11 protein-coding genes and 1 riboswitch are annotated in these 12429 nt (G+C 69.9%); of the genes, 4 read left to right on the top strand and 7 right to left on the bottom strand.

Annotated elements, in window-relative coordinates; genetic code table 11:
* The first annotated feature begins 89 nt into the window (after positions 1 to 89).
* Entirely contained in the window at positions 90 to 680 is a 591-nt protein-coding gene (locus ACIQPR_RS35405) for a hypothetical protein (protein ID WP_403656914.1), read from the top strand.
* Positions 681 to 686: 6 nt separating this feature from the next.
* Here the strand turns inward: ACIQPR_RS35405 and ACIQPR_RS35400 are convergent, their stop codons facing one another.
* The gene (locus ACIQPR_RS35400; protein WP_403656911.1) at positions 687 to 1697 is read right to left on the bottom strand and encodes a polyprenyl synthetase family protein; all 1011 of its coding nucleotides are present in this window, start codon (positions 1695 to 1697) and stop codon (positions 687 to 689) included.
* 208 nt (positions 1698 to 1905) lie between these two features.
* On the opposite strand from ACIQPR_RS35400, the gene ACIQPR_RS35395 reads away from it, so the two are divergent.
* From ACIQPR_RS35395 to ACIQPR_RS35385, 3 genes are all read left to right on the top strand, one after another.
* Entirely contained in the window at positions 1906 to 3288 is a 1383-nt protein-coding gene (locus ACIQPR_RS35395; protein WP_403656909.1) for a peptide MFS transporter, read from the top strand.
* A gap of 16 nt (positions 3289 to 3304) precedes the next feature.
* Positions 3305 to 5299: a CocE/NonD family hydrolase gene (locus ACIQPR_RS35390; RefSeq protein ID WP_403656907.1), complete on the top strand. Its 1995-nt coding sequence runs from the start codon at positions 3305 to 3307 to the stop codon at positions 5297 to 5299.
* A 231-nt stretch (positions 5300 to 5530) separates the two neighbouring features.
* Positions 5531 to 5734, top strand: a riboswitch (cyclic di-AMP (ydaO/yuaA leader).
* Positions 5735 to 5737: 3 nt separating this feature from the next.
* Positions 5738 to 6205 (top strand): transglycosylase SLT domain-containing protein, encoded by a 468-nt coding sequence (locus tag ACIQPR_RS35385; RefSeq protein WP_403656904.1) that lies wholly within the window; start codon positions 5738 to 5740, stop codon positions 6203 to 6205.
* A gap of 24 nt (positions 6206 to 6229) precedes the next feature.
* Here ACIQPR_RS35385 and ACIQPR_RS35380 read toward each other — a convergent pair whose 3' ends face one another.
* From ACIQPR_RS35380 to ACIQPR_RS35355, 6 genes are all read right to left on the bottom strand, one after another.
* Positions 6230 to 7129 carry a ribosome-inactivating family protein gene (locus tag ACIQPR_RS35380; protein ID WP_403656902.1) on the bottom strand — a complete coding sequence of 300 codons (900 nt, stop codon included), beginning with the start codon at positions 7127 to 7129 and terminating at the stop codon, positions 6230 to 6232.
* Between the two features lie 148 nt (positions 7130 to 7277).
* On the bottom strand, positions 7278 to 8096 hold the full coding sequence (locus ACIQPR_RS35375) for an HAD family hydrolase (RefSeq protein WP_403656899.1): 819 nt from the start codon (positions 8094 to 8096) through the stop codon (positions 7278 to 7280).
* 106 nt (positions 8097 to 8202) lie between these two features.
* Positions 8203 to 9219 carry a LacI family DNA-binding transcriptional regulator gene (locus ACIQPR_RS35370; protein ID WP_403656896.1) on the bottom strand — a complete coding sequence of 339 codons (1017 nt, stop codon included), beginning with the start codon at positions 9217 to 9219 and terminating at the stop codon, positions 8203 to 8205.
* Positions 9216 to 10082 (bottom strand): carbohydrate ABC transporter permease, encoded by an 867-nt coding sequence (locus tag ACIQPR_RS35365; protein WP_403656893.1) that lies wholly within the window; start codon positions 10080 to 10082, stop codon positions 9216 to 9218. The genes ACIQPR_RS35370 and ACIQPR_RS35365 overlap by 4 nt, the downstream gene beginning before the upstream one ends.
* Positions 10079 to 11068, bottom strand: coding sequence for a carbohydrate ABC transporter permease (locus ACIQPR_RS35360; protein WP_403656890.1), 990 nt, complete (start codon positions 11066 to 11068; stop codon positions 10079 to 10081). Before ACIQPR_RS35360 ends, ACIQPR_RS35365 begins: the two co-directional genes overlap by 4 nt.
* Positions 11065 to 12399 (bottom strand): ABC transporter substrate-binding protein, encoded by a 1335-nt coding sequence (locus ACIQPR_RS35355; protein WP_403656887.1) that lies wholly within the window; start codon positions 12397 to 12399, stop codon positions 11065 to 11067. The genes ACIQPR_RS35360 and ACIQPR_RS35355 overlap by 4 nt, the downstream gene beginning before the upstream one ends.
* Positions 12400 to 12429: the final 30 nt, after the last annotated feature.

Below are 12429 nucleotides of genomic sequence, written 5' to 3'. Positions count from 1 at the left end.
GCGCAGGTCAGTTGACCGGGATCGAGTAGAAACCCTCCCGAATCCGTACGTATGGGTGGCAGCAGACAGCATCGACCAAAGGGGTCGCCATGCACGCCATCCAGCACCTCACCGGATACACCGGATACGCGGCCACGGGCGCCGCGGTCCTGGCACTCGCACTCGCCGGATGCGGCAGCGGAAACAGCAGCGGAAGCAGTGGGGGCGGCACCTCGGCCGGCGCTCCGGCCGCCGCCGCCGTCAGCACGTCGTCGACCCTGATGACCGCCGAGGTCGGCAAGGTGGGCACCGTCGTGACCGACGGCAAGGGGTACGTCCTGTACCGCTTCGACGCCGACTCCGTCCACCCGACGAAGGTCAGCTGCTACGGCACCTGCGCCGTGGTCTGGCCCGCCGCGACCGCCAAGGGCTCCGTCACCGTCAAGGGCATCGACAAGAAGCTCGTCTCGACGGTGAAGCGCTCGGACGGCACCTCGCAGCTCACCCTGGCCGGCTGGCCGCTGTACCGGTACGCCGACGACCACAAGCCCAAGGAGGCCCATGGCCAGGGCGTGGACGGCACCTGGTGGGCGGTGACGCCGACCGGGGCGAGGGCCACCGCCTCCGGCCGCGCGGGAAGCGGCTCGGGAAGCGGCACGGGCGGTGACTCGGGCAGCGGCTCAGGAGTCGGTGGCTACTGACCGCGCTCAGCCCGCGCGGTGCACCACCGCGTCGCACATCTCCAGGAGGGCGACCTTGGCGTCGCACTCGGGGAGCGGGGCGAGGGCCGCGCGGGCGTCCTCCGCGTAGCGGACGGTGTCGCGGCGGGCCTGCTCCAGGGCCGGGTGGTCGCGGAGCCGGGAGATGGCCTCGGCGAGGCGGGCGTCGTCCGTGAGGTCGGAGTCGAGGAGTTCGCACAGGGCGATGTCCTCGGCCAGGCCCAGCCGGTCCGCGCGCTCCCGGAGCCGTAGCACCGGGAGGGTGGGGATGCCCTCGCGCAGGTCCGTGCCGGGGGTCTTGCCGGACTCGTGGCCGTCCGAGGCGATGTCCAGGACGTCGTCGGCGAGCTGGAAGGCGACGCCGAGCCGCTCGCCGTACTGGGTGAGGACGTCCACGACCGTGTCGTCGCAGCCGGCCATCATGGCGCCGAACCGGCAGGCGACCGCGACCAGGGAGCCGGTCTTGCCGCCGAGCACGTCGAGGTAGTGCTCGACCGGGTCGCGCCCGTCCGAGGGCCCCGCGGTCTCCAGGATCTGGCCGGTGACCAGCCGTTCGAACGCCTCGGCCTGCACGCGCACCGCCTCGGGGCCGAGGTCGGCCAGGGTGTGCGAGGCGCGGGCGAAGAGGAAGTCGCCGGTGAGGACCGCGACCGAGTTGCCCCAGCGGGTGTTGGCGCTGTCCACGCCCCGGCGCACGGCGGCCTCGTCCATGACGTCGTCGTGGTACAGCGTGGCGAGATGGGTCAGTTCGACGACGACCGCCGAGGGCACGACACCCGGCGCGTAGGGGTCGCCGAACTGGGCGGCGAGCATCACGAGGAGCGGCCGGAACCGCTTCCCGCCCGCGCGCACGAGATGCTGGGCGGCCTCCGTGATGAAGGGCACCTCGCTCTTGGTGGCTTCGAGCAGACCCTCCTCGACTGCCGCCATTCCGGCCTGGACATCGGCTTCCAGAGCCTGGTCCCGCACGCTCAGCCCGAACGGCCCGACGACGGTCACGAGGGGTCTCCTGTCTGCTGGTGTCCCTGGGCGGTCACACGGATTGTCGATAGGTCGCTGCCATCACTCAAGTCAGCGTATCCGGTCGGCATTCGATCACCCATGCCGCCCACCCCGTCCACCCCAGGCGGTAACGGATCATGACCGGTATGTTTTTGATCACCTGATAAGAACGGATATTTATCGACTCGGGTGGAAGCGGTGAACCGTGTCCCGTACCGCGCTCGAAGCCGGGCCCGACGGCCGGCCGCCTCCCGAGGACGACCGTGCCTTCCTCTGCCGGCCCAAGGGGCTGCTCACGCTCTCCGGGCTGGAGGTCTGGGAGCGTTTCTCGTTCCTGGGCATGCAGGCCATCCTCGTCCTCTACTTCGCGGACACCGTCGCGCACGGCGGCATGGGCATGTCGCCCGGAACGGCCGCGTCCGTGTCGGCAGCCTACGGAACGCTGGTCCATCTCGTCTCGGTCGCGGGCGGCTGGCTCGCCGACCGCGTCCTCGGCCCGTACCGCGCGGTGCTGTGGGGCGGTGTCCTGATCGCCTGCGGGCACTACGCGATGGCCGTCCCGACCGGCACCGCGACCTGGGCCGGCCTCGGGCTGATCAGCGCCGGAACGGGCCTGCTCAAGCCCAACGCGGCCACCATGGTCGGCAAGCTCTACCGCACCGACGACGAGCGCCGGGACGCCGGTTTCGCGCTGTACTACATGGCGATCAACATCGGCGCCTTCGCGGGCCCGCTGATCACCGGCTGGCTGGGCGACCACGAGGGCTGGCACTGGGGTTTCTCGGCCGCCGCGATCGGCATGACCCTCGGGCTGATCCAGTTCGTCGCCGGCCGCCGTCACCTCGCGGGCCGCGGCGGCGCGGCCGAGTTCGCGCTCGCGCCGGACGCGCTGCGCCGCGCGGTCCGGCTGATCGTCGCGGGCGCCCTGGTGGCGGCGGTGCTCGCGACCGCTCCCGCCGTCGCCGGGTGGCTGACGACAGGCCGGTTCGTGGACCTGCTCACGGTCGTCTCGGTCGTCGCGCCCGTCGGCTACTTCGCGGTGATGTTCACGAGCCCCCGGGTGACCGCCGGGGAACGCGGCCGACTGCGCCCGTACATCGTGCTCTTCCTGGCCTCCACGGTCTTCAACTTCGTTCTCTTCCAGGCCTATTCGACGATGATGCTGCTGGCCGCCTCGAACGCCGCGACGACCATCCTCGGCTTCGGCTTCCCCGCGAGCTGGTACCCGTCCGCGCTCGGCGCCTTCGAGATCGCCCTCGCGCCCGTGGTCGCCGCGCTGTGGGTCCGCATGGGCCCCCGCCAGCCGCACGCCTCCGACAAGATCGCGATCGGCGTCGTGCTCGGCGGCCCGTCCTTCCTGCTGATGGTCCTGCCGACCAGCGGGCACGGCGACGACGCGTACCGGATGTCCCTCTGGTTCCTGTCCCTCGCCCTCGCGAACGGCATCCAGGCCCAGACGGTGAAGCTCTACGACGACGTCTCCAAGCCGGCCTACTTCGGCGTCAACGGCGCCGTCGCGGTGGCCGCCGGCCTCGCCGTGACGGCCGCCGCGCCCTGGCTGCGCCGCACCATGCACCCGGTCCACTGAACCCAGGGGTCCCCTCATGCGCATCCGTACGTCCTTCCCCCACGAGACGGCCCACGAGGACGTCCGCATCCCGATGCGCGACGGGACACGCCTGTACGCGCGTGTGTGGCGCCCGTTGACGGACGAACCCGTACCGGCGCTCCTCGAATACCTCCCGTACCGCCTGACCGACTGGACCGCGCCCCGCGACGCCCAGCGCCACCCCTGGTACGCGGGCCACGGCTACGCCTCCGTCCGCGTCGACGTCCGGGGCCACGGCAACAGCGAGGGCACGCCCGGCGACGAGTACGACGCGCAGGAACTCGCCGACGGCGTCGACGTCGTCAACTGGCTTGCCGCGCAACCCTGGTGCACTGGCGAGGTCGGCATGTTCGGCATCTCCTGGGGCGGCTTCAACTCCCTCCAGATCGCCGCCCTCGCACCCGAACCGCTCAAGGCGATCGTCACCGTCTGCTCCACCGACGACCGCTACGACAACGACGTGCACTACACGGGCGGTTCGGCCCTCGCCGTCGATCTGCACGCCTGGGCCGCCACCATGCTCGCCTTCGCCGCCCGGCCGCCGGACCCCGAGTACGCGGGCCTGGTCTGGCGCGACATGTGGATCGAGCGCCTGGAGCGGATCGACCCGTTCATCCACACCTGGCTGTCCCACCAGCTCCGCGACGACTACTGGAAGCACGGCAGCGTCCGCGAGGACTACGGCGCGATCCGGGCGGCCGTCCTGGCGGTGGGCGGCTGGCACGACCCGTACCGCGACACGGTCCTGCGGCTCGTCGAACACCTCCCGCCGGACCGGGTGCGCGGCCTGATCGGCCCGTGGTCCCACCAGTACCCGGACCGGGGCCTGCCGCCGGGCCCCGCGATCGGCTTCCTCCAGGAGACCCTGCGCTGGTGGGACCACCACCTCAAGGGCATCGACACGGGCGTCATGGCGGAACCCGCGCTGCGGGCCTACGTCAGCGACTCGCATCCCCCGGCCACGGTCTACGACACGCTGCCGGGCCGCTGGGTCGGCGAACCCGCGTGGCCCTCGCCGCGCGTGAAGACGACGACGTACGGCCTCCGGGGCGCGCCCGTGCCGGTCCGCTCCCCCATGCACACCGGGCTGGACGCGGGCCGTTTCTTCCCCTTCGGGAACGATGCGGACCTGCCTCCCGACCAGCGGGACGAGGACGCGCGGTCGGCGTGCTTCGAGTTCGAGGTGCCGGCCGAGACGTGGGTGCTGGGGCGGCCGAGGGTGCGGCTGCGGCTGACCTGCGGGGTGGAGCGCGGGCAGGTGATCGCGCGGCTGTGCGATGTCGCCCCGGACGGTGCCTCGACGCTGGTCACCCGGGGGGTGCTGAACCTGTCCGCGCGGCACGGCCGGGACCGGGCGGTGCGGTGGACCCCCGGTGCCACGGAGGACGTGACGTTCGAGCTGAACGGGATCGGGCACGCGTTTCCGCCGGGCCATCGGATCCGGCTCGCGGTGTCGTCGGCGTACTGGCCGTGGGTGTGGCCGCAGCCGGGGTCGGCGGCGGGGTTCACCCTGGACCCGGAGGGCAGTGCGCTGGAACTCCCGGTGCGGGAGCGGGAGTTGACCGACGACATCCGCTTCGAGGAGCCGGAGGAGGCGGCGCCGCTCGGGGTGCACCACCCCGTCACGCTGGACGAGCCGCGGCCCGAGCGGCTCGTCGTACGGGATGTGGCGAAGGGCGAGTGGCGGCTGGAGGTGGACCCCCGGTACGGCGGCACGCGCAGGTATCCGGACGGCCTGGAGTTCACAGAGGACGGGCGGGAGACGTACACGATCGACGAGGCGGACCCGCTGTCGGCGCGGACGCGGTCCGACTGGTCGATCCGGCTGCACCGGCCGGAGCAGGCCTGGGACACGACCGTGCGCACGCGGTCCGAGATCGCCTGCGACGAAACGGACTTTATTACCTCGAACGAGGTGATCTGCACCGAGAACGGTGAAGTGATCTTTCACCGCACTTGGGAGAAAAGGATTCCGAGAACTGCCAGTTGAGGATGAATGCCCGATTTGCCGCGCTTAATCCTCCCGTGAGTTGGGTCACGCATTTCTGTGTGCGACCTGTGCCCCGATTCGTTCGCGTTTCCCCTTGCGGCGATTGACAGTTGACCCTTGGCTCGCGCAAAGGATCAAGTGCCCCATACGCCTCAGATCAAGGTCAATAGGGGTCAGGTGTGATTCCGCCACTTGTTCCGGACATGTGCTCTCGCATACGTTCCCGGCCTGTCGAGCGGAACGCCGAATCCTGCCGCCGCCCGGCATCCCAGTCACGAACTTCTCGCACGGCAGGAGCGGGGGACCCAGGTAAGTCGCCGGACCGGTCGGCACGACCGGAACGGCTAGGGGTCAAGTCACGTCCGCAAGGGCGCGGCCGGGCACCTCCCAGCCCGAACCCGACAGCTCACCTCGCAGGCGCCGGAGAGGAACCTCGTCATGCCTGCAACCGCTCAGTCCCGCCGCGCCCGCCTCGTCCGCCGCCTGGTCGTCGCCGGTACCGGTGCCGCGATCCTCGCCCTCCCGGTCGTCGGGGCGACCACCGCCTCGGCCGCCACGACCTCGTCGACCACGCTCGCCGGGTACCCCAACACCCTCGACGGGTGGATCCGCGAGTCGCTCGCGATCATGGCGCAGAAGGGGATCCCGGGCACGTACAACGGGATCTACCGCAACGTGATCCGTGAGTCGTCCGGCAACCCGTACGCGATCAACAACTGGGACTCCAACGCGGCGGCCGGCACCCCGTCGAAGGGCCTGCTCCAGGTCATCGACCCGACGTTCAACGCGTACCACGTGGCCGGAACCTCGTTCGACCCCTACGACCCGGTCGCGAACATCACCGCCGCGTGCAACTACGCGGCGGCGGTGTACGGGTCGATCGACAACGTGTACGGCGCCTACTAGAGGTCCGCGCGTTCGCCGTGACGGTCAGGAGCCGCCCGCGCGGTTCTGGTTCCTGATCATCACGTACACGATTTCCCTCATGATGCCCGCCAGCGTGAAGTACTCGACGCCGTTCAGGGTGATGGGCGGCGCCGTTCCGGCGTTCACCAGGCCGTGGATGAAGTCGGAGATGTGGCCCCAGTTGTTCTCCAGAACGACGTTGTCCGCGCCCATCGCGTTGCCGACCCCGTTGCGCAGGTTGTCGGTCACGAGATTGCGGACGGTGCCGAACCGGGCGGCCTCCGACAGCGCCTGGATCAGGCGGACCATGTGGCGGGCGAGGGCCGTGCGCTGTTCGTTGGTCCCGTTGAGGGCGTTGACCATGTCCGCCACCGCGTTGACGGCGTTGTTGAGCTGGCCGCCGCCGTAGGTGAGGGTCGCGCGTTGCGTGCCCCCGGGGATCGTGGCGTAGTTGCCGGTCCAGGGCAGGCGCAGGGGTTGCGCGATGCCCATGATGTCGGCGGCGGCGTTGTTGGCCGGATCGTCGAAGAACCGGTAGCCGTGCGGCTCCCAGAACCCGATCACATAGAGGCTGCGCGCCCAGAGGAAGACCCGCCCCACAAGCAGGTTGTTGCGGTTCAGGTTGATCCCGATGATCTCGTTGCCCGTGGCGGTCGTCTCGCCCACGGCATTCGCGTACGTATGGCCGGCGTAGCCTCGCAGCTGGTCGATGACGGCCGTGTAGGACTGCGCGGCACTGGTCCGGCCACCCGGGGTCTGCGCGGTCAGGTCGGTGATGTCCCACGTGATGTAGTCGACCTTCGCGGCGGTCGGATCCGCGCTGGCGACGCCGGTGGTTCCCGGGACGAGTCCGGCGCACAGTGCCAGCAGGATCGTCGCCAGTACGACGCAGCGCGACAGCCTGCGCCTCAGGAAGCTGGTCATCTCTTCAGGGGCCAATCTGTTGTGCGATGCGTGGAGGAAGAACGTAACTCCGCGCTGTGGAGGACCAGTTGACGCGGACAGCCACTTGGTCGACACCCGCGCGCGGTACCGGGAACCGCCTCCACCGATCGTCAACAGAGGACGGCCCCTAGAAGCCCGCCGCGAGCAGCAGTCCTTCGAGGACGACCGCGATGCCGTCGTCCTCGTTCGACAGGGTCACCTCGTCGGCCACCGCCTTGAGTTCGGGGTGGGCGTTGGCCATCGCCACTCCGTGGGCCGCCCAGTCGAACATGGGGATGTCGTTCGGCATGTCGCCGAAGGCGATGGTGTCGGACGGGGCGAGGCCCAGGTGGCGGGCGGCCAGCGCCAGGCCTGTCGCCTTGGTGATGCCCAGTGGCTGGAGTTCGACGGTCCCGGGGCCCGACATGGTCACCGAGGCCAGCGAACCGACCACCGAGCGCGCCGTGGCCGCCAACTCGTCGTCCTCCAGGGCCGGGTGACGGAGCAACACCTTGCTGATCGGCTCGCACCACAGGTCGTCGCGCTTGCTCACCCGTACGGCGGGGAGCGTGGGGTGCGGCATCAGGTAGCCGGGCTCGATGAGGGTGAGGCCGTCGACCCCGTCCTGGTCGACCGCCGCGTACACCTGCCCCACTTCCGCCTCGATCTTGCCGAGCGCGGTCTCCGCCAGCTCCCGGTCCAGGGTGACCGACCAGAGCAGCCGGTCCGCGCCGGCGTCGTACAGCTGCGCGCCCTGCCCGCAGACCGCGAGCCCTCTGCTGCCGAGGTCTTCGAGGAGCGGGCGCACTCTCGGCGCGGGCCTGCCGGTGACGACCAGGTGCCGGGCGCCGGCCGCCGCCGCCCTCGCGAGTGCGATGCGGGACCGGTCGGAGAGTGTGTCGTCGCCGCGCAGCAGCGTTCCGTCCAGGTCGGTGGCGATCAGTGCATATGCGAGGGGTGCGGCCATGATCAGAGAATACGGATGGAACGCCCCACCGACTCGACACGAACCGGACGGCTGCTGCCTTCACATGCGTTGACCGGTGTTCCGCTTGGCTTGACAGTCAAGGCCCTCATGCCGACTCCCGGATCACCAGTTCGGTGGGCAGGATCACGCCGGCCGTGTCCTCGCCGGCGGTCTGGGCGAGCAGCATGCGGACCATTTCGGCGCTGATGCGGTCGTAGGGCTGGCGCATGGTGGTGAGGGCGGGGGTGATCGCGGTGGCCGCCGCCGAGTCGTCGAAGCCTCCGACAGCGATGTCATCGGGGACCGAACGCCCGGCTTGCTGAAGGGTGTTGACCACTCCGAGGGCCATCAGGTCCGAGGCCACGAACACCGCGTCGATGTCGGGGGCCTGGGCCAGGAGTCGGCGGGCCGCCTCCTCGCCGCCGGTGCGGCGGTAGTCGCCCTCGACCACGAGGGCCGGGTCGTGGGGCAGACCCGCCTCCGTGAGGACGTCGCGGTAGCCGGCCAGGCGGTCGGGGCCGCCGGGGGCGTCGAGCGGGCCGGTGACCATGGCGATACGGCGTCTGCCCCGGGAGATGAGGTGGCGGACCATCTCCTGGGCGCCGTCGCGGTCGGCGGCGGCGACGTAGCTGTACTTGGAGGCGGGGCCGAGCGGTTTGCCGCAGGCCACCAACGGGATGCCGGCGTCCCGGAGTTCGGCCGCGACCGGGTCGCCGCTGTGGTTGGAGACGAGCAGGACGCCGTCGACGTGGCCCGAGGTGATGTACCGGGTCAGGCGGCGGCGTTCGTCGCGCGAGGAGGCCAGCATCAGGAGCAGCGGGATGTCGTGGCGGGCCAGGTGTTCGGTGCAACCCCGCAGCAGGACATTGAAGTTGGGGTCCTCGAAGAACTTCTCCTGCGGCTCGGTGAGGAGGAACGCCACCGAGTCGGACCGTCCGGTGCTCAGCGAGCGGGCGTGCCGGTTGACGACGTAGCCCGTCTTCCTGATCGCCGTCTCCACGGCGGTGCGGGCGGCCGGTGAGACGTAGTGGCCGCCGTTCAGGAAGCGGGAGACGGTGCCCCGGGAGACGCCCGCCTCCCGGGCCACGTCGTGGATGGTGGGGGGTTTTCGCCGCACGCTCACGCCTTGACCGAACCGCTCAGCAGGTCCAGCGACCAGAAGCGCTGGATCACCAGGAACAGCGCGATCAGGGGGAGGATCGCGAGGAAGCAGCCCATGATGACCAGGGTGTAGAGCGCGGGCTGGGAGGCACCCTGGTTGAGCAGGGTGTAGAGGCCCAGCGTGAGCGGGAACTTGTTGTCGTCCGCGAGCATCACGTACGGCAGCAGGAAGTTGTTCCAGATGCCGACGAACTGGAACAGGAACACCGTGATGAGCCCCGGCATCATCATCGGCACCGCGATCCGCGAGAAGATCCGCCACTCGCTCGCGCCGTCCATGCGGGCCGCTTCGAGGAGTTCGCCCGGCACCGAGGCCGCCGCGTAGATACGGACGAGGTAGACGCCGTAGGGGGAAAGGATCGACGGGAGGAGCATCGACCAGTAGGAGTCGGCCAGGCCCAGCTTCGACAGCAGGAGGTACTGCGGGACGGTCAGGACGATGCTCGGGACCAGGACGCCGGCCAGCATCAGCTTGAAGACGAACTCCCGTCCCCGGAAGGCGAATCGGCCCAGCGCGTAGCCGCCGGCGGCCGAGACCGCGGCGGACAGCAGGGCGCCGCCGCCCGCGTAGACGAGGGAGTTGACCATCCACTGCCAGTAGATGCCGTTGCGGTAGGAGCTCAACTCCTTGAAGTTGTCGAGGAATCCGGTGCCGGGGGCGAAGGTGAAGGTGGAGAAGAGCTCGCCGTGGCCCTTGCTGGCCGCGATGACCACCCACGCCACCGGGATCAGGCAGTACAGCGAGCCGAGGATCAGCACCAGGGTGGGTATCCAAGCGGTGCGCTTGGCCGTGGAGTTGGTGGCGCTGAGGGTGAGGGGGGTCATGCCCGGTCCTCCCGGGTGTAGCGGTCGGAGACGCGCAGCAGCGTGAAGGAGAGCGCGAAGGTCGCCAGGGCCAGCACCACGGCGGTGGCGGAGGCGCCGTAGATGTCCGACCTGAGGAAGGCGGCGTCGTAGATGGCCATCAGCGGACTCCAGGAACTGGAGAGGCCGTTGGTCAGCGGCTTGAGGGCCATGGGCTCGGTGAAGACCTGGAGGGTGGCGATGACCGAGAAGAAGAACGTGAGCACGAGGGAGGGCAGCACGATCGGGATCTTGATCCGCAGGGCGATCTTCAGGTCGGAGGCGCCGTCGATGCGGGCGGCCTCGTAGATCTCCTGCGGGATCGCGCGCAGCGCGGTGTAGATGACGATCATGTTGAAGCCGGTGCCGCCCCACACCGCGATGTTCGCGAAGGACAGGTACAGGTTGCCGCCGTCGAACAGGTCCGGCTGCGGGAGGTGGAACTCGCGCAGCAGGTAGTAGAAGGGGCTGACCGTCGGCAGGTAGAGGAAGCCCCACATCAGGGCGGCGATGATGCCGGGCACGGCGTACGGCAGGAAGATCGCGAGGCGGGCGAACTTGGCGCTGCGCGCCCGCGGGGTGTCCAGCATCAGCGCGAAGACCAGGGCCAGGCCGAGCATCGTGGGGATGACGATCAGGCCGTAGCCGAAGGCGCGCAGGACGCTGTGCCCGAACTCGGAGTCCTCGAAGACGGCGGTGTAGTTGCCGATGCCGTTCCACACCTGCTCGCGGGCGCCCTTGCCGAGGCCGAGGCCCTTGACCTGGACCTTGTGGAGGCTGAGCCACACCGCGTACCCGATGGGGACGACGGTGAAGGCGGCGAACAGGAGCACGGCCGGCAGGAAGAACCAGTACGGCGCGCTACGGCCACGGCGGCGGGGGCTGCGGGGGCGGACGGTGGTGGCGGTGCCGTCCGCCAAGGGCCCGGCCGACGCGCGGCCGGAGCCCTTGAGCGGAGTGGCGGTCATGCCTCGGTCACCTTGAAGCCCTGCTTCTTCATGTCGGTGAAGGTCGCCGACTGCATGGTGGCGAGCGCGGTGTCGAACTGCGCGGCCTTCTTCGCCTTGGTGGCCGTGCCGAAGGCGTCGCTGAAGGTGTCGTAGGCGACCTGGACGTTCGGGCCCCAGGCGGAGGCCGCCGTGGTCGCGGCGATCTTCGCGGCCGTGTCGTAGAAGTCGGTCTGGTTCGGGAAGAACGCGGGGGTGGTGAGGACCGAGCCGGACTGGCCCTTGGTGGCCGCCGGGTAGATGCCGGCCTCCTTGACCAGGGCGGCCAGCGCCTCGGGGTCGGTGTTCAGCCAGTTGGCGAACTTGGTCGCGGCCTCGGCGTGCTTGGAGTCGGTGGAGACACCGGTGGAGGAGCCGCCCCAGCTGCCGGTGACGTCCTCGCCCGCGCTCCACTGCGGCAGCGGCGCCATCCGCCACTTGCCCTTGGTGTCGGGGGCGGAGCTGACCAGCACCCCGGGCGCCCACACGGCGGAGACCCAGGCGAGGTGGGTGCCCTTGTTCAGCGCGTTGTTCCAAGCCGGCGTGTACATCGGCTGGTTGTCGATCACGCCCTCCTGGACGAGCCCGCCCCAGAAGTCGGTGACCTTCTTGGTGGCCGCGTCGTCGATGCCGACGGTCCACTTGCCGCCGCTGCCCACGGTCCACCACTTGGCGCCCGCCTGCTGCGCCAACCCCGCGAACAGACCGGGGTCGTTGGAGGAGAACGTCGTCAAGTAGGCGTTCGGTACGGCCTTCTTGGCGGCGCGGGCGGTGGTGGCGAACTGGTCCCAGGTCGTCGGGACCGTCAGCTTGTGCTGCTTGAAGAGGTCCTCGCGGTAGAAGAACATCAGCGGCCCGGAGTCCTGCGGTATCGCGTACACGGCGTCGGTGCCGAGCGTGACCATGGCCCAAAGGCCCTCCGCGAACTGGGACTTGGCGGACTTGGCGTACTTCGAGATGTCGGCGAGGACGTCGTTCGAGACCAGCGTCGGCAGCGACTGGTACTCGACCTGGATCAGGTCGGGGGCGTTGCCCGCCTTCTTCGCGGTGATCAGCTTGGAGACGATGTCCTTGCCCGCCGCCTGCTTGGACACGGTGACCGTGATGTCCGGGTTCTTCTTGTTCCAGATCGCGGCGACCTTGTCCATGTTCGGCGCCCAGGACCAGTAGGTCAGCTTGACCGGCCCGCTGCTCTTGCCGGAGTCGTCGTCGGAACCGCCGCAGGCGGCGAGGGTGCCGGTGAGGCCGACAGCCGCTGCCCCGGCAAGGATGCTGCGCCTGCTGAACTGGTGGCGGTGGATCGACATCTTCATCTCCCCTGACTGAGTGCGAGCCGGTCACGG

It is taken from the genome of Streptomyces sp. NPDC091280, assembly GCF_044768565.1.
Classification (GTDB): domain Bacteria; phylum Actinomycetota; class Actinomycetes; order Streptomycetales; family Streptomycetaceae; genus Streptomyces.
The sequence above is the reverse complement of the archived record's forward strand: the minus strand, read 5'-3'. Positions and strand labels throughout refer to the sequence as shown.